The sequence below is a fragment of the Oscillibacter valericigenes genome, assembly GCF_021531435.1.
Lineage (GTDB): Bacteria > Bacillota > Clostridia > Oscillospirales > Oscillospiraceae > Oscillibacter > Oscillibacter valericigenes_B.
The window spans coordinates 85,495-101,574 of the sequence record NZ_JAFBIS010000002.1 but is presented as its reverse complement, the minus strand read 5'-3'; the positions used below and the strand labels follow the sequence as shown (position 1 = coordinate 101,574).

Genomic DNA, 16,080 nt, shown 5'->3' with positions numbered 1-16,080 from the left:
CGCAGAGGGATTTTCCATTTATTTCGTCCGCAATCTCCGGCACAGCGGGATGATGACGCCGCCGCAGGCATTGCCCAGGGTCATCACCAGCATGTACCCCAGCGCCCTGCCGCCCCACACATTGGCGGCGGAGAAATAGAACATATTGGCCACACAGTGCTCAAAGCCGCACAGGATAAACACCGTCACCCCCAGGAAAATGCCGATGTACTTTCCCACCTCATGGGGGTTGTTCTTGAAACCGTCCACGGCAATGAACATCAGAATGTTGCACAGCACGGACAGAATGAAGATGGACAGCAGGCTGTCATCCAGCTTCGTCCGGCACATAGCCGCCGCCTTCTCCGTGATACCCGCGATGCGGGTCAGGCGGATGCCGTAGCCCACCAGCCCGGTGCCCACCAGGTTCCCCAGCCATACCGACGCTACAAAGGCCGCGTAGCGGGGCGGCTGCTCAAAGATGTATCCCACCTTCCCGGTGAACAGGTTAAACCCAAAGGTGCAGATGGCAAACAGGCCCAGGCAGAAGAACACCGCCCCGGTCACCTTGTTCTCGCAGGACAAAAACACCACACCGCCGATGCCGATGCACACGCCGCCCAGCACGGAATTTAAAAATAACGCCGCTTTCTCTCTCATGGCGCAGCCCTCCTTATAATCCGTTGACGATGTTTTCCGGCCGCTGTCCCGCCATAACGCGTCCCAGGTCCTCGAACAGCATCCGGTACACATTGTGGAAGGAGGACAGGGAGATGCCCGCCTGGTGGGGGCACAAAATCAGCTTGTCCGGGCACTCATGGGCCAGCTTCACCAGCGGATGGTCCGCCGGGACGGGCTCCGGGGCATAGGCGTCCAGCCCCGCTCCCCCCAGATGGCCGGAACGGATGGCCTCGCATAGCGCCTCGTCGTCGATGATGGCCCCCCGGGCGGTGTTGACCAGGAAGGCCCCCGGCTTCATCCGGGCCAGAAAGTCCCGGTCCACCAGATGGGTGCTCTCGGCGGTGGCGGGCAGGTGGAGGCTCACGATGTCGCACCGGGCGGTCAGCTCCTCCAGGGGCAGGTATGTCACGCCCAGCCGCTTCTCCGTCTCCTCGTCCCTGCGGTGGCGGGCATAGTAATAGACCTCCGTGCCGTTGGGCCGCAGCCGCGCCGCCGTTTCCTGGCCGATGGCGCCGAAGCCCACCAGTCCCACCTTGGCGGCGGTGAGGTCCAGGGGCACATTGCCCTCGATCTCCCGTACTGCCTCACCCTGATGGCCCTCCAGCACCATGCGGTGGCCCCACAGGGTATGGTGGAGCAGCATGGTCATCAGCATCACCGCCTGCTCCGCCACAGGTCCCGCGTTGCACCCGGCGTTGTTGCACACATAGACGCCCCGGCGCCTCGCCGCCTCCAGGTCGATGCGGTCAAAGCCCACGCCCTCGCTGTGGATCATCTTCAAATTGGGCATCCGGGCGATCAAACTCTCCCGCACCCAGGTCACCGGGGTGACGAAGATGACCTCGGCGTCGCCGCCGGCAGCCAGCCACTCCTCCTCGGAGGCCTCCCGGTCGCAGAAGATCAGCTCCGCCGTCTGATAGGCCGGAGAATTCTTCGGTGCAAAGCGGTCATACCGCTTTTTCATGGTCAATACCAGAACTTTCATGGGCAGTTCACTCCCGCATCAGATTTGTATGGGCCAGCGCCCGGAACAGGCAGGCGGTGACCAGGCCAGTAAGCGCCCCGGTAAACAGGGATACTCCCAGCAGGATCGGCAGATAATAGAGGGGTGCCGTGTTGCCCAGGGTCAGCACCGCCGCGGCCACCTGGCCGCAGTTGTGGGCCGCCGCGCCGCCCACGGACACGCCGTAGACCGACAGCCGCCGCCACCGGGATAAGCCTATCATCACCAGCATGGCAGACACGCCGCCCAGCAGGGAAAAGATGAGGGCGTTCATATTCCCGGCGAACACCGCTCCCAGCAGGCACCGGGCAAGCAAAATCAGCATGGCCTGTCCCGGCCCCAGCACATACAGGGCAAACACCGTCACGATGTTGGCAAGGCCCAGCTTCACGCCGGGGATGGGGATGGCCAGGGACAGGGGAAAAAAGTTCTCCAGATAGCTCAGGGCCAGCGCCATGGCGGTCAATACCGCGCACAGCGTCAGCTGTTTGGTCGTCAGCTTCATGGCCGCCTCCTATCCGATGACGACATCCGGGGCGTCCTTGTCCACCGGGCCGCCCTCCAGCCGGATGATGATGCGTGCGGGCAGGCACACGATGCTCTGTCCCGCCCGGGTGATGGTGCCCGTGTGGACGCAGTCCTGGGTGGGGCAGTCCGCCTCCTCCACCCGAACGCCTCCGTGGGGCTCCATGGATACCCGCAGCGTATATCCGCCGCCGGAATACGTGCGTTCAGCGGTGCCCTTCAGCCGGTCCAGCTCCACGCGCTCCGCCTCCGCCCCGTCCACGGTCACCACCGCCGTCAGAGGCCCGGAGCCGCTGTGACCGCCCCAGACCGCCAGCGCGCAGGCCGCCGCCAGGGCCGCGACCAGCAATACCACCAGAGCGTCCCAAAGGCAGGGCCGCAGTTTAGGAGACGACTTCATAGCTGTATCCGCTCTCCTCACTCGCCTCAAATTCATTGGCGATACCGTCGGTGACGACCACCCGGCCGTCCTCCGTCACCAGCACCAGGTCAAAGTCATAGACGCCGCTGCGCCAGAAGTCCAGCGCCTTTTCCTCGCCCATCACGAACAAGGCGGTGGACAGAGCGTCACACATGGTCCCCACGCCGGGCCTGCCGTCCACTTCATCCCAGTCGCAGTCCGCCACCACGGTGACGGAGGTGAGGCCGCTGTCCGCCGGATACCCGGTGGCGGGGTCGATGATGTGGTGGTAGGTCCTACCGTCCGCCTCAAAAAAGCGCTGGTATCCGCCGGAGGTGACCGCAAAGGCGTTTTCCAGCTTCAGCATTCCCGCGTAGGCGTCGGCCCTGTCCGCGTTTTGAGGGTCCTGAATGCCTACCCGCCAGGGCGTCCCGTCGGGACGGTCCCCCCAGGCCAGCACGTTTCCTCCCAGGCTGATCGTGGCCCGCGGGATGTTGTTTTCCTTCAAAATCTCCGCCACGCGGTCGGAGGCGTAGCCCTTGGCAATGCCGCCCAGGTCGATCTGGGTGCCGGGGGTCAGCGCCGCGGCATCAGCGTCCAACGTCACATGCTCCGGCCCCACCAGGGCCAGCAGCCCGTCCAGCTCTTCCTGAGAGGGCACCCGGTTTTCCTCCTCCGTAAAGCCCCAGGCGGAGACCACCGGGGCGATGGTGATGTCGAAGGCCCCGCCCGTCGCCAGGGAGTATTCCTCTGCCGCGGCCAGCAGGCCGCCGACCTCCTCACCCACGGAAATGCCCAGGCCGCCGGCGTTGTTGAGCTGAGAGACCACGCTCTCGCTGTCCGTCCGGGACAGCAGGCTCTCCAGCCGCCGCACCTCGTCCTCCGACAGGTAGTCGGCGTGGGTGCTTTTTTCCCCGTAAGTTGTAAAGATCATGACCGTATCCATGGCGATGACCTGGATGCTCTCCCGCGCCTCGTCCGGGTCCACCGTCTGCCAGCCGCAGCCGCTGAGTCCGGCCGCCATCAGCGCGGCCAGTGCGGCCGCCGCAAAACGTTTCATAGGTTTCCTCCGTATGTTCTGGATTTCCGAAAGGAATTCGTTGGTGTCATATTTAAGTAGTATATCACGCTCCGGTGTGCTTCTCAACCGAAAATCCTTCTGAAATCAGAAATAGGAACGCCAAAAACGGCAAAAGGAAAAAAGCATATGGCTTTACCCTTGCAAACGCCTCCAAAACCTGTTATACTATCAAAGTATGTCGGCGGCGCTTTTTATGCCGCTTTCCATTTTTGAGAAAACAACCCCGGAGGTCTAATATAATATGCCGAAAAAAAGCAATAATAAGCCCGTCAAGCGGGACGAACCCATGACCGGCGCCATGAAATTCTTCCTGGCCGGATGTGTAGCAGAGCTGTATCTGCTAATCGTCCGCCGTTTTTATGCCAACGGCACCGCTGTGCAGCAGATTGCCTGGTTTGATCATTACCTGTTTTACCTGATGGGTGCCGGCGCGGTCCTGCTGGTCATCGGTGCGGTGTGCGCCGCCCTCTGGCGGGCCGATAAAAAGAAGCTGGTCCCCGCGCTGTCTGTGGCCGCGGCCGGTGCGTTCCTGGCGCTGTCCGCCGTGCTGATCCGCTGGAACATGGCCACTCTGACGCTGTTCACCGTGGTCGTCCCCGTGGTGATGCTGCTGGGCATCCTCTGGAGCCTGTATGACCGGGAATGCGCCCTGGCCCTGACCATTCTGGGCATCACACTGGTCATCCTTTGGATCTGCCGTCGTGCGGGCTCCAGCCAGTATTACGGCATCTATGTGAAAGCCGTTGCCGTGATCTACCTGGTGGCGGCAGCCGCCGTCGCTCTGCTGACAAAGCAGGGCAAGCTCCGCAAACTGCTGCCCGCCAATGCCGATACCCTTCCGGTATACATTGCCTGCGGCCTGTCTGTGGCAGCCATTGCTGCGGGGCTGGTCAGCGCCACGATTGCCTACTATGTCATGTGGATCCTGGCCATCGTGGTCTTTGCTCTGGCCGTGTACTACACTGTCAAGCAGCTGTAATGCACATAATGTTCAGGCCCGTCCTTTCGGACGGGCCTGTTTTTTATGATTCACCTGATATACAGCCCCAGCACCTTTTCATGGGGTTCCGTAAAATCTCCCAGCTGAATGTCCATGCCGATCTCAAAGGCGCGGTCCCAGGGGAAGCGGTAATTCTCCAGGCGGATGCCGCCCCAGCCCCGTTCCTCATAAGGCGCCAAGGACGAGATCAGGTTGCTCCGCTCCAGGTTTTTCACCACATCCGCCGTTTCCTCTGTCATCCGCCGCTCCAGCAGGGCCGTCACGCTCTCCCGGTCAATATCGGGCTGCCAGAAATTGTTGGCGTTGCCCCCCAGGTTATCCCGCACGTAGGCCGCCACATCCTCCCGCACCACATTCCGGTAGCAGAAGTCCTTAATGACGCTGTCCGCCAGAGTCCGGGCAAACGCCCGCTCCGTAGCGTCTGTCTGCCCGCCGTTTTGCAGGAAGGCGTACCGGGCCACGCCGTGGCTCAGCGCCGTGCCGGTGACGATGGCCATGTCCAAAAAGCCGGCGTAGCTCAAAAGCCAGCCCAGCTCCGTCTCCTTCGTCAGCGCGTCGTGGAAGGCCGTGCCGTAGCGGTTGTTGCCCGCGTCAATGAGGATGACGGGCCGGTTCTGTTTCCGGCAGTCGTTCAAATCGTCAATCAGCGCGCCGTAATAAGCAGCCATTTTCGTCTCGTCGGCAGGCTGCGTCAGCACCAGGAGCTGCAATTCGGCATCCGCCGTCTCCGTCAGTCCGAAAAATTCCAGATGCTCTGCAATAATACTCGTCAAGGGCTGGAAATCATAGATGCAGGCGGGCTGGTCCTCAGTGCCGCCGTAATAGCGCACCGCAACATTGGCCCCTGTCCAGCCGGTCTCCTCCAGGTACAGCTTCACCACCGCCTTGAACGCCAGATCGTCCACACCGGAGAGGAGCGCGTCCCCTTGGCGCAGCAGGCTGCGCAGATAGGCGATCTCATTTTTCTGGATACACTCTTCGGCGGAGGAATCATCGATGCCGATGAGTACCCGGAAATTCTCGTACCCATCGCCCCGCACGGTCTCCAGCATCCGGTCGGAGAGCCTCAGCTTCCGGCTCCGGGCGGCCAGGTATTCGTCCACCCGCGCCTCCGTCAGTCCAAAGGCCGTCGGGTTCAGCGGCTCCCCGCTGCCGCTCCGCCGGTAGTCTGCCTCGATGTTTTCCACCGTGAAACCGCTGCCGTCCAGTTCCGGACGGGGCTCCGCGCCGTAGGCGCGCAGGGCGTCGTAATCCTCCAGCGTGCCGCCCTCATAGCCCACCGTGGGAGCCAGGCGCATCACGCTGTCCAGCAGCCAGACCACGTTGTTCTCATCCCGGGCCAGAGCCGACAGCAGGGAATCCATCAGCTCCGTTGCGGAAGTGGTGCCGCCGCCGGGAATGGGTATTTCGTCCCCCGTCATGCTCCGGGAGCTGACCAATCCGCCGGAGTGCAGCTGGTCCAGGGAGAGGATGTAGCGGTCACAGCCCGCGGCCTCCTGGTCCAGCACCCAGGTGTAGAGGGACCAGGGTTCCCCCCGCTGGAGGCTATCGAAGTTTTTCGGCTGGCCGTCCAGTGCCGTCCGATAGAGGACCTCCTCCGGCATGACCAGCCGGTATCCCAAAGACTCCGCCAGATACACCACCCGCTCCACGTTGTCGGGCCGGTCGTCCAGGGGCACGTAGGCGATCTCCGCTCCTCCGGCGGCAGGCTCTTCCGCCTCCGGCTCCGTCCGCTGCACACCGCAGCCCGCCAGCAGCAGGCAGGCCAGCGCCGCCGCCAATATCCGTTTCTTCATAGAAGTTCTCCAATTCCAAAATGAGCGGAGCCGGAGGCTCCGCTCATTTTCTGTCTCACAGTCCAAACGCGCCCAGATTCAGGCTGCCGGTCACGCTCTCCATGCCCTTCTCCATGGCGTCGCCCGCCTGCCGCAGGGCCTCGTTCACGGCGGTCACCACCAGGTCCTGGAGCATCTCCACGTCATCGGGGTCCACGGCCTCGGGCTTGATGGTCACGGACAGGACTTCCTTCTTGCCGTTGACCTTGGCCTCCACGACGCCGCCGCCCACGCTGGCGGTGAACTCCTGGGCCTCCACATTCTCCTGGGCGGAAGTCATAGCCGCCTGCATTTCCGCGATCCTCTGCTGCATCTCCGCCTGGCGCTGAGCGCCGGACGCCTTGCCGTTGGTAAATCCACGGCGCGCACTGTAACCCATATCTGTTATCTCCTTTATTTGATCTCAATATTGTCGAACTGGCTGCCGAATTTCAGCAGATTCTGTAAATTTTCCTTTGTGGATGTCTTAGGCGGCTCGCCGACCCTGAGCACCAGCCGCACAGGTGTCCCGGAAACCCTGAGGGCCTCCTCTCCCAGAACGCCCCGTACCCGGTCATTGTCCAGCCGTCCCAGCGTGATGTCATCGGGGGCATAGACGGTCAGCTGGTCGCCGTCCAGCGTACCCACGCACATGTCGAGAAATACCCGGTACATGGGCGGCAGGCGGCCCTTGCAGCCCTCCGCCAGGGCCCGCCACCAGTTGCCGCTCACAGGAGCTGCAGACGGCGCCGGGCCGGGCGCTTCCTGAACCGGCTCCCGCTTCGGCGGCGGGGGCGGAGCCACAGGCTCCGGTTCCTCCGGCACGTCATAGGTCCGGGAGCCCGGCTCGTCGGGCAGAGGCGGCTCCTCTGGCAGCGGCGGCTCCTCCCAGGGAGGCGCGTCCTCCGCTTTTGGCGCCGGCTGTTCCTTTTTCTTCACGCTCTCCCGCACGGCGGTCCGAACGACCTCGCCCCGGGCGGCGGCGTCCTCCAGCCGCTGGATACGGCTCTCCAGAGCCGTCAAGTCACCGGAGAGGCTCTCATCGCACAGCCGGATGAGGCACAGCTCCGCGTCCGTGCGGCGGTTGGAGCTGGCGTACAGCTCCGCCGTCACCTTCTGCAGCGTAGTGGCCAGATATAAGAACCGGGCGGCGGGGACATCCTTCCCCAGCCGGTCCAGCGTCGCGGTATCGTACCCGCCGGACAGCAGCGCCGCGCCGCCCTCCGGGGCGGTCCGCCGCAGCAGCAGATCCCGCACCAGGGTGGAAAGCTCCCCCAGCACGGCGCCCACATCCTTGCCTCCGGCATAGAGCTGGTTCAGCAGCAGCAGTGCCGCCTTAGCGTCCCGCCGCAGCACGCACTCCAGCAGCTGCGCGGTCTGGAGGTTCCCCGCCAGGCCCAGCACATCCAGCACCGCGGCGCTGTCGATGGCGCCTCCGGCGGCGGCACACTGGTCCAGCAGGCTCAGGCCGTCCCGCAGGGCGCCGTCCGCCAGCCGGGACAGGATCTCCGCGCCGTCGGGCCGCAGGTCGATGCCCTCCTGCCCGGCCACATAGGAAAGCCTCGCGGCAATATCCGCCGGGGTGATGCGCTTGAAGGAGAACCGCTGGCACCGGGAGAGGATGGTGGCAGGCACCTTGTGCAGCTCCGTGGTGGCCAGAATGAACATCAGATGCTCCGGCGGCTCCTCCAGGATCTTCAGCAGTGCGTTGAAAGCGGGGGTGGACAGCATGTGGACCTCGTCCACGATGTACACCCGCTTCTTCACATTGGCGGGGGAGTAAATGGCCTCGTCCCGCAGGGCCCGCACCTGGTCCACGCCGTTGTTGGACGCGGCGTCCAGCTCCAGCACATCCAGGAAGCTGCCGCTCTCGATGCCCAGGCAGCTAGGACACTGGCAGCAGGGGTCGCCGTTCACCGGATGCTCACAGTTGACGGCCTTGGCCAGGATCTTGGCGCAGGTGGTCTTGCCGGTGCCCCGGGTCCCGGTGAACAGGTAGGCGTGGGAGGTCCGGCCCTCGGCCACCTGCTTTTGCAGGGTCTGGGTGATATGGGACTGGCCAATGACGTCGGAAAACACCTTTGGCCGCCATTTGCGATACAGGGCCTGATACATGAAGTTCCTCCAAAGCAAACAAAAAAGTCCTCCGTAAGCAGCTGCGGATCCGGCACCCTCGCGGCACATGGAACATCCCGCTTAATGCTGCTCGGTTCCCCGCCTGACATGATTCACAGGGTCCCATTGCGCGAGACCGGCTCCGCAGCTGCTTGCGGAGGACTTGTTCAAATCGTTTATTTATTGTACTATACTCTTCCGGAATTATCAACTGAAATTTTCACATTTCCAAAAATCAGTCTTTACAAGTCCGGAAAATATGGTATAATATCATTTGCCGCTGGAATCCCGGCGGCAAATGGGGGCGTAGCTCAGCTGGGAGAGCGTACGGTTCGCATCCGTAAGGTCGAGAGTTCGATCCTCTTCGTCTCCACCAAAAACCACCTGTCTTCGGCAGGTGGTTTTTCATTTTCCCCGTATAACCATGGAAATATCGCTGAAATTGTAATATACTAGAAGCAATACAAAAGACTGTTGGGAGGTCATAGGTATGAAACCCGAAACGCTGCTCCGCGAAGCGAATGAGATCCAAAGCCAAATTTTATCGGAACGCCGTACCCTGCACCAGTGCCCGGGGACTGACTTCGACATCGGTGAGACTCTTGCTTTTGTCAAAAAAGAGCTGGCGGACATGGGCCTTCAGCCGGTGGACTGCGGCCGCGCCGGTGTAGTCGCCCTGGTGGGCGGCAAACGTCCGGGAAAGGTGTTTTTGCTGCGGGCGGACATGGACGCCCTGCCCATCCGTGAGGAAGCCGATGTGGACTTCGCGTCCCAAAACGGCAGAATGCACGCCTGCGGCCACGATCTGCACACCGCCATGCTGCTGGGCGCCGCCCGTCTGCTGAAGGCCCATGAGAACGAGATCGACGGCACCGTGAAGCTGATGTTCCAGCCCGCCGAGGAGATTTTCGAGGGCTCCCACGACATGATCGAAGCGGGCCTGCTGGAAAACCCCAAGGTGGACGCGGCGCTGATGATCCACGTCATGGCGGGCATGCCCTTCCCGGCGGGCACGGTCATCGTCTCCGCCCCCGGCGTCAGCGCCCCGGCGGCGGACTATTTTGAGATCAAGGTCCAGGGCAAGGGCTGCCACGGCTCCATGCCCAACACCGGCGTGGACCCCCTGACCGCCGCCGCCCACATTCTCATCGCCCTCCAGGAGATCCACGCCCGGGAGCTGGCCATGCAAGACCAAGCCGTGCTGACCATCGGCACCATGAACGCCGGCACCGCCGCCAACGTCATCCCGGACACCGTCACCATGGGCGGAAGCATCCGCACCTTTGACGAGGAGACCCGCGCTTTCATCAAGCAGCGGATGACGGAGATCGCCGAGGGCACCGCCAAATCCTTCCGGGCCGAAGCCTCCGTGACCTACGGCAGTGGCTGCCCCACCCTGGTCAATGACAAGGACCTGTCCCTCTGCTGCGGAAAGTATATGAAAGAGCTGCTGGGTCAGGAAAAGGCCTTTTCCGTTGCGGAGCTGAGCGCCATGGGCGGCGGCTCCTCCAAATCCGCCGGGTCCGAGGACTTCGCCTATGTCAGCCAGGAGGTACCCTCTGTTATGCTGGCTCTGGCCGCCGGACAGCCGGAGAAGGGCTACCGCTATCCCCAGCACCATCCCATGGCGAAATTCGATGAGAGCGTTCTTCCCGGCGGCAGCGCGGTGTACGCTTATGCCGCCCTGCGCTGGCTGGAGGAGCACAAAAACTGACTGTTTCGAGCAAAAAAGGAAGCGCCCGCGGGCGCTTCCTTTTTTCACTCGGTATCTGAGCTTTACAGTCCCATCTCGGCCTTCAGCTTGGCAAGCTCGGCGTCCACGGCGGAGGAGCTGCCCTGGGCGGCGTACTTCGCCTCCAGCTCAGCGGCCTCGTCCTTGGGTGCGGCGGACAGCTCGGCCATGGCGTTGGCCTGGTCCAGCATCTGGTCGGCTTTGCGCTCCATGCGGGCGAAAGCGTCCATGGCTCCGGCGGCCTTGTCGGTGCTGGAGGCCACCTTGTTCACCTTCTCCTGGGTCTTGGCCACGGCCATCTTGGCCTTGACCATCTCCCGGCGGCCGTTCAGCTCCTCGATGTCGCTCACCAGCTTGTCGTGCATCTGGCGCATCTTCTGGGCATTGGCGTGAGCCGCATCATAGGTGGCCTGCAGGCTGACGGACTTCTCCACCAGGGACTGCTTCTTGCTCAGGAACACCTTGGCGTCGCCCTCGTTGCCGGCAGTCAGGGCCTTCCGGGCCAGGCCGTCGTACTTTTCGATCTCAGCGGCGTTTTCGTCCAGCATCCGCTTGGCCCGGGTCTCCTCCGCCATGACGCCGGCGGTCTCCTTCTTCACCTCGGCCAGGCTCTCCGTCAGGTCCCGCAGATACTGGTCGATCATCTTCGCCGGGTCCTCGCACTTGTCCAGCAGGTCGTTGATATTCGCCTTGATAATGTCTCCGAAACGTTCCAAAATCGCCATGTCGTTTCTCCTCTCGATATGTTTATTCAGATTTGCTGTCTTGTTCGTATTTCTTTGCCAGGTTTTCCACATCCTGGTCGCCGAATTTCTCCAGCGGTGTTTTCAGGATGTCCTCCATCTGCCGCTGTTCCTTCTCCTTCTGTTCCCGGCGCTTTTTCAGGGTGACGAACACCAGCGCCGCCACAATGATGACAGCCACGCACACCGCAATGGTTCCCGCGGGGGATTTCGTCACCGTCATAATGCGCTCCCCGGTATCTTCAAAAGTCTTGGAGAAGATCTCCTCCTCGCTGATGGAGTAGTCGTTATAATATCGGTCCAGATAGTCCGCCAGGATAGCGATGGCCTCATCATCCATGACGGTCTTGGCCTGGCTGCCCACGGTGTAGCCGCAGTTATAGCTGCCGTTGTTATCGTCGCAGAACACCAGGAGGAAATGTCCCTCGTCCTGGAACAGCTCTCCGTACAGCTCCTCCGCGAACCCGGTCAGCTCGCTGACGGAGGTCGTCGTTCCATTCGGCAGAAGGTACAGGTAAGGCTGCACGCCGGTCTCCCGGTAGAAGGACTTCATGCCTGCTTCCAGTTCATTCCAGTTGGAGAACCAGCCGCCCTCGTCCGTATAATATCCGGTCTCCACGACCGCCGAAGCGGGCAGCTTTTCCCGCTGGTATGTAGACTTCTGAATATTGCCTCCGGAAGAAGCCGCTCCCATCACCGCGGAAAGCACCGCAAGCAGTACCAATACAACGCAGACGATCAAAAGTGCCGTCCCGCAGCCGCTGTTCTTCCGGCCATTGCGGTTTCCGCCGCTGTTTGAGCCGCCGCCATACCTGGGTGCGTTGTGAATGATGATCGGTCCTGTCCGGACGCCGCCGAAGCCGGGACGGAAGCCGCCGGGTCCCGGCCCAAACCCAGGGCCGCCGCTGGGCCGGCCCCCGCCGTAACCGCCGGAACGCCCGCTGCTGCGGCCGCCGGAAAAGCCTCCGGAAGAGCGACCGCCGCCGGAGAATCCCCCGCCGGAAAAGCCGCCGCCATGGCCGCCTCCACCGCCTGATCTGCCCATAGTTCTCTCCTCTCTCAGACCGCCCGTCCGGGGCGGTTTCTATGCTCTATCATGCAGGTTTTTCCACCCGCCGTCAAGCCTTGCGGGAGAAGATTTAAAAATTTTTTACAACCAGCTCCGTTGATGCACTGCGCCCCGTCGTCAAAATCGAATACCGCAAAGCGCCGCATGCACTTTCACTTTTCAGCCAGACCTTGCTCCAGAATTCTATCATCGAAAGTAAAAAAGAGACAGGCACAAACCTGTCTCTTTCTGGAGGTGACACCCGGATTTGAATCGAGCAAGCCGGGTTTTAGCCGGTTTTGGCAAATGCCGGAAAGTGTTGCGCCGCAATGGTTTTCTTGATTTCAACTTTTTAGCTTGTCCCGTCTAAAGCCGCCCGATGTTATTCCCCTAAGGCTAAAAATAAGGCTAAATTTTTGAGCCACGCAGGGCATGCCTACTCAGTTAAAGAATGGGAATTCCCGTTTTCATCCATTATGAATAAACTCGAAAGCAACTCTCCAACGTACGCAAGCCGCTCAACTTATCAAAATTTGAGGCAAAATTGCGTTTCTCCAATCGTAATGATATCCCCACTTCGCAGAATATTGGGCATGGCTATCGGCAAGCCATTCACACACACTTCCTGAACAAACTCTAGCGGTTCAATATACACGACGCCATCTGCCGCAAAGATACGGGCACTGCGAGCCGGTAATTGGGAGAAAGCAATGTGCCCGCCCAATCCAACCAGCAACTCATCTTCCAAGCCAAAATCAGTCTGTTTTCCGATATAAGTGCCTTGCTCTACCTCCAGACGCATATAAATTCCCTGATTGGGGTCATTGTCTGGTGAAACAGGTTCCTCAGAAGACTGTTCGGGCTGATCCCGCTTTTTGCGTTTCATAAACGCTACAACTGCCAGAACGACTGCCGCCACAGCCGCCACAGCTCCGGCGATTACGATACTGCTCACAGCGGGCGTCTCTTTCTCTGCAGCTGCCGCATCCTGCAGTTCTGCATTCACTTCAGGGAGCGCTCCTTCTGCCGAAGGAGCTTCCGGCTCTCTTTCCTCAGCCGTCGGAGGGATATGATCTTTCTCTTCCGAGCCCTCGTCAGGCAGCACTGTCTGCGTTTCCATGCCGCTGCCTGTACCACCGGATAAATTTACCACCGCCTCGGTTTTGCCCAGCAATTGCGCCCCGGCAGCCAACGTCAGTTTTACGCTCTGCGGGCCTTTGGGACCAGTATAGCCGGACAGGTCAAATGTAGCCATCCGCAGCAGATTCATCTCTGCTGTCATTTGTTCTGCCAACGCAGCAGGCCTAAGCTCTGCTCCGGGAACACCGCAGCGTCCTCCGCCCGCTTCTGCAATGGCTTGCAGCTTCTCAAGGGATGCCTGATCATCGCCAAAGCCTACTGCATGCAACAGTACACCTGCTTCACTAGCAAGCTCCAGCAATTCCTCAAATGTCACTGCAGAACTTGGCGCATCCTCCACACCGTCTGTCAGCAATACAAGGCTGTGTATTTCTCCGCCGCGGCGCTGCCGCTTCGCCAGATGATCCAACGCTTTTGCCGTACCTTCATACAGCCTGGTGTTCTGTGTGCTGTAGCTGACCTGATCCAGAGCCGCAGCCAAATCCTCCCCATCCAGATCATCAGCTACCAGTTCAAACTCATCACCGAAGGTAGCCAGCGCATATTTGCTGTCATCCGGGCAGGTGGCCGTATAGGCATCCATAAAGTTCAGGATCTCCTGTTTGTGCTTGGGCATGGAGCCGGATCGGTCCAGCAAAAAAATACAATAGCTGCCGCCGTCCACCTGGGCAACCGTTTGCAAAGTCCCTGCAACCGGCAGTATGACCCCGTTTGTCTCTGCATTCACCTGTGTCACAGGATCGCTCAGCGCAGAGGTATCCATCCACAGGTAAAGAGTGTCATCCTGCACCAATGTCTGCACCACATCCACCTCTCCTGCCGCATAGGCAGAAACCGGCACCAACAGCATTGCAAGGCAGAGGGAAAGCAGGATTTTTAAATGTCTCATGTTTCTTCCTCCACAAACACAGTGATCAGTGAAAAATTGTCATTTCCCGGTGCGGCACGGCGGATATGCCGCAGCAGCATATTCCTGGCCCACTGTGCAGGGCTCTCGGATTTCAGGAAATCAATCAGGATTTCCTCATCATATACATACTCCCAGAAACCATCCGAGCAGAGCAAGAACGCATCTCCCGGCGCAACTTCTGTTTCTTCTCCCTCCGGACGACAGTTTTCCTTGCCCAGAACCCGCATCAGGCGAGTCCGGTCATCATCATGATAAATATCCATGTAGGAAATCTCCCCGCCCATATATTTACGGTAAGTGACAGAGTGATCCTTCGTCACATGGGCTATCTGACCGCCGCTGAAATGGTACAGGCGGGAATCGCCCGCATAGGCCCAGGCCGCCCGCTGATCCGTGATATGCAATGCCACCGCAGTCGTACGCATATCGGACTGCTCCGGACTGCTCTGTGCATTCAAAATCCTGTTGTTGGCGTCGTTCATCAAAGTCAGGAGCATTTCCGCAGAGGCCGTCTTCAGTGTGGTACACCCCTCATATATGCTATCCACAGCCATCCGGGAAGCCACTTCTCCGCAGCCGTGTCCGCCAAGACCGTCTGCCAGGAGAAAAACACTTCCCGCCTCGCCGAAAGCACAGCGGACGCTGTCCTCGTTATGCTCCCGGCCGCCCTGGTTGGTGTAGGAATAGGCGGTTATTCTCATAGATCACTCCAAGTCCAGATAGATGGTGTTTTCGGCATCGCCCAGATAGAAAGAGCTCTTGGGCGCCATCTTGGTGGGCACATTGGGAGCAATGCGCTGTCCATTGGACAGGAACGTGCCGTACGTAGAGTTCAGATCCGTCACCACAAATGCATTGTCACCCTCGCTGTAATACACCTGGCAGTGCTTGGAACTGACGCCAGGCGTACCATCACGGTAAGCAATGCGGCAAACAGCCGGGTCACGGCCGATTTGGATAGGCTGATTGTGCAGTTGGACGGTCTGTCCGTTATGTTGGGCCGCCATGGAACGCACCACAGGAATAGGTTTCTTTCCCGCAGCCTCCTGTGCTTTGGCAGGCTTTTTCTTCTTACTCATCACAATGACGACAGCCACTACAGCAAGGATCACTACGGCAGCGATCGCAATGATCATTGTCATGTTGGAACTTCCCTTTTCACTGTAAACGCCGTATGCAATATCATTGCGGGTCAGAAGCGGCATGACCTCGCTGACGCTGACCGCATAAAACAGGTTCTGATCCAATGCAGAGCCGGCGGTATTGATACCGATGACAGTGCCGTTCTCCGTGGTCAGCGGGCCGCCGGAATTTCCGCCGCTCAGGGCGGCATCCGTTTGAATCAGCTTACGGCCGGTACCGCTCTCCGTCAGAAAGCGGCTGACACTGCCGGTAGTGACACTGGCGTCACTGCTGCTGAAAGAGGTCACTGCTTCCACAGTCAGATCTGCCGCCTGGGGGAATCCCACGGCATGAACAGTCGTGCCCAGCATATCTTCAGACGGTTCCTGCATCATAAGGGCGACCCGCTTATCGGTTGGCTCAGCCAGACGCAGCACAGCCACATCCTTTTCATAGTCATAATCCACCAGATAAGCCTCTTCCTCATCATCCTTGCCATACATGACCTTCAGTTCCCCGCCGCCGGACGCTTTGCCGGCCAGGATGAAATCTTCCACCACATGGCAGTTCGTGATGATATATTGGGGCTTTTCTCCCTCTTTGCCCACAAAGAAGCCCGTGCCGCGCCAATAGTTCATCAGGCCGTCCTTATCCGGGGCACCGGCATAAATCAGAATGATACTGTCCAGCACAGTTCTGTCAAATGCCGCCATTGCAGGCACTGCAGTCAATCCCACCATTAGAATCGTCAGTAAAGTTACACCAAGAATGCGAAGTTTTTTCATAT

15 protein-coding genes, 1 tRNA gene and 1 other RNA gene are annotated in these 16,080 nt (G+C 60.2%); 3 read left to right on the top strand and 14 right to left on the bottom strand.

The genetic code is table 11. The features are described from left to right. Positions 1–18 precede the first annotated feature (18 nt). The 5 genes from JQM68_RS01595 to JQM68_RS01575 are packed head-to-tail and all read right to left on the bottom strand — an operon-like array spanning position 19 to position 3,648. Positions 19–639: a formate/nitrite transporter family protein gene (locus JQM68_RS01595; protein WP_235221163.1), complete on the bottom strand. Its 621-nt coding sequence runs from the start codon at positions 637–639 to the stop codon at positions 19–21. A 13-nt stretch (positions 640–652) separates the two neighbouring features. Next, a complete protein-coding gene (locus JQM68_RS01590; protein ID WP_235221162.1) occupies positions 653–1,645 on the bottom strand; it encodes a 2-hydroxyacid dehydrogenase in 993 nt (330 codons plus the stop codon). A gap of 7 nt (positions 1,646–1,652) precedes the next feature. Then, entirely contained in the window at positions 1,653–2,168 is a 516-nt protein-coding gene (locus JQM68_RS01585; RefSeq protein ID WP_235221161.1) for a Gx transporter family protein, read from the bottom strand. A 9-nt stretch (positions 2,169–2,177) separates the two neighbouring features. Beyond that, positions 2,178–2,588, bottom strand: a complete 411-nt coding sequence (locus tag JQM68_RS01580) for a NusG domain II-containing protein (RefSeq protein ID WP_235221160.1) — start codon at positions 2,586–2,588, stop codon at positions 2,178–2,180. Further along, the gene (locus tag JQM68_RS01575) at positions 2,572–3,648 is read right to left on the bottom strand and encodes an FAD:protein FMN transferase (protein ID WP_235221159.1); all 1,077 of its coding nucleotides are present in this window, start codon (positions 3,646–3,648) and stop codon (positions 2,572–2,574) included. The genes JQM68_RS01580 and JQM68_RS01575 overlap by 17 nt, the downstream gene beginning before the upstream one ends. Positions 3,649–3,910: 262 nt before the next feature. Here JQM68_RS01575 and JQM68_RS01570 point away from each other — a divergent pair, with 262 nt between their 5' ends. Beyond that, complete coding sequence (locus tag JQM68_RS01570; RefSeq protein ID WP_235221158.1) at positions 3,911–4,648, top strand: hypothetical protein; 738 nt, start codon at positions 3,911–3,913, stop codon at positions 4,646–4,648. A 50-nt stretch (positions 4,649–4,698) separates the two neighbouring features. Here the strand turns inward: JQM68_RS01570 and JQM68_RS01565 are convergent, their stop codons facing one another. The 4 genes from JQM68_RS01565 to ffs form a co-directional block, all read right to left on the bottom strand. Then, entirely contained in the window at positions 4,699–6,465 is a 1,767-nt protein-coding gene (locus tag JQM68_RS01565) for a DUF4127 family protein (RefSeq protein ID WP_235221157.1), read from the bottom strand. 55 nt (positions 6,466–6,520) lie between these two features. Continuing rightward, entirely contained in the window at positions 6,521–6,883 is a 363-nt protein-coding gene (locus tag JQM68_RS01560; RefSeq protein WP_235221156.1) for a YbaB/EbfC family nucleoid-associated protein, read from the bottom strand. Between the two features lie 14 nt (positions 6,884–6,897). Next, positions 6,898–8,598 carry a DNA polymerase III subunit gamma/tau gene (gene dnaX, locus JQM68_RS01555; protein WP_235221155.1) on the bottom strand — a complete coding sequence of 567 codons (1,701 nt, stop codon included), beginning with the start codon at positions 8,596–8,598 and terminating at the stop codon, positions 6,898–6,900. A 43-nt stretch (positions 8,599–8,641) separates the two neighbouring features. Beyond that, an RNA gene (gene ffs, locus JQM68_RS01550) (signal recognition particle sRNA small type) lies at positions 8,642–8,741 on the bottom strand. A gap of 157 nt (positions 8,742–8,898) precedes the next feature. Here ffs and JQM68_RS01545 point away from each other — a divergent pair. Continuing rightward, positions 8,899–8,974 (top strand) — tRNA-Ala (locus JQM68_RS01545). A 114-nt stretch (positions 8,975–9,088) separates the two neighbouring features. After that, the gene (locus tag JQM68_RS01540) at positions 9,089–10,312 is read left to right on the top strand and encodes a M20 metallopeptidase family protein (protein WP_235221154.1); all 1,224 of its coding nucleotides are present in this window, start codon (positions 9,089–9,091) and stop codon (positions 10,310–10,312) included. A 62-nt stretch (positions 10,313–10,374) separates the two neighbouring features. Here the strand turns inward: JQM68_RS01540 and JQM68_RS01535 are convergent, their stop codons facing one another. The 5 genes from JQM68_RS01535 to JQM68_RS01515 form a co-directional block, all read right to left on the bottom strand. Continuing rightward, positions 10,375–11,055 carry a PspA/IM30 family protein gene (locus JQM68_RS01535; protein WP_235221153.1) on the bottom strand — a complete coding sequence of 227 codons (681 nt, stop codon included), beginning with the start codon at positions 11,053–11,055 and terminating at the stop codon, positions 10,375–10,377. A 22-nt stretch (positions 11,056–11,077) separates the two neighbouring features. Further along, entirely contained in the window at positions 11,078–12,118 is a 1,041-nt protein-coding gene (locus tag JQM68_RS01530) for a hypothetical protein (RefSeq protein ID WP_235221152.1), read from the bottom strand. A gap of 529 nt (positions 12,119–12,647) precedes the next feature. Continuing rightward, positions 12,648–14,150 (bottom strand): VWA domain-containing protein, encoded by a 1,503-nt coding sequence (locus tag JQM68_RS01525; protein ID WP_235221151.1) that lies wholly within the window; start codon positions 14,148–14,150, stop codon positions 12,648–12,650. Continuing rightward, a complete protein-coding gene (locus JQM68_RS01520) occupies positions 14,147–14,872 on the bottom strand; it encodes a PP2C family protein-serine/threonine phosphatase (protein WP_235221150.1) in 726 nt (241 codons plus the stop codon). The genes JQM68_RS01525 and JQM68_RS01520 overlap by 4 nt, the downstream gene beginning before the upstream one ends. A gap of 3 nt (positions 14,873–14,875) precedes the next feature. Further along, a complete protein-coding gene (locus JQM68_RS01515) occupies positions 14,876–16,078 on the bottom strand; it encodes a trypsin-like peptidase domain-containing protein (protein ID WP_235221149.1) in 1,203 nt (400 codons plus the stop codon). Positions 16,079–16,080: the final 2 nt, after the last annotated feature.

Bases quoted from the DNA above. Each gene is read 5' to 3' on its own strand.
- JQM68_RS01595 (WP_235221163.1), bottom strand. From the start codon at position 639: ATGAGAGAGAAAGCGGCGTTATTTTTAAATTCCGTGCTGGGCGGCGTG.
- JQM68_RS01560 (WP_235221156.1), bottom strand. From the start codon at position 6,883: ATGGGTTACAGTGCGCGCCGTGGATTTACCAACGGCAAGGCGTCCGGC.
- JQM68_RS01520 (WP_235221150.1), bottom strand. From the start codon at position 14,872: ATGAGAATAACCGCCTATTCCTACACCAACCAGGGCGGCCGGGAGCAT.
- JQM68_RS01585 (WP_235221161.1), bottom strand. From the start codon at position 2,168: ATGAAGCTGACGACCAAACAGCTGACGCTGTGCGCGGTATTGACCGCC.
- JQM68_RS01570 (WP_235221158.1), top strand. From the start codon at position 3,911: ATGCCGAAAAAAAGCAATAATAAGCCCGTCAAGCGGGACGAACCCATG.
- dnaX (WP_235221155.1), bottom strand. From the start codon at position 8,598: ATGTATCAGGCCCTGTATCGCAAATGGCGGCCAAAGGTGTTTTCCGAC.
- JQM68_RS01525 (WP_235221151.1), bottom strand. From the start codon at position 14,150: ATGAGACATTTAAAAATCCTGCTTTCCCTCTGCCTTGCAATGCTGTTG.
- JQM68_RS01565 (WP_235221157.1), bottom strand. From the start codon at position 6,465: ATGAAGAAACGGATATTGGCGGCGGCGCTGGCCTGCCTGCTGCTGGCG.
- JQM68_RS01515 (WP_235221149.1), bottom strand. From the start codon at position 16,078: ATGAAAAAACTTCGCATTCTTGGTGTAACTTTACTGACGATTCTAATG.
- JQM68_RS01530 (WP_235221152.1), bottom strand. From the start codon at position 12,118: ATGGGCAGATCAGGCGGTGGAGGCGGCCATGGCGGCGGCTTTTCCGGC.
- JQM68_RS01575 (WP_235221159.1), bottom strand. From the start codon at position 3,648: ATGAAACGTTTTGCGGCGGCCGCACTGGCCGCGCTGATGGCGGCCGGA.
- JQM68_RS01590 (WP_235221162.1), bottom strand. From the start codon at position 1,645: ATGAAAGTTCTGGTATTGACCATGAAAAAGCGGTATGACCGCTTTGCA.
- JQM68_RS01540 (WP_235221154.1), top strand. From the start codon at position 9,089: ATGAAACCCGAAACGCTGCTCCGCGAAGCGAATGAGATCCAAAGCCAA.
- JQM68_RS01535 (WP_235221153.1), bottom strand. From the start codon at position 11,055: ATGGCGATTTTGGAACGTTTCGGAGACATTATCAAGGCGAATATCAAC.
- JQM68_RS01580 (WP_235221160.1), bottom strand. From the start codon at position 2,588: ATGAAGTCGTCTCCTAAACTGCGGCCCTGCCTTTGGGACGCTCTGGTG.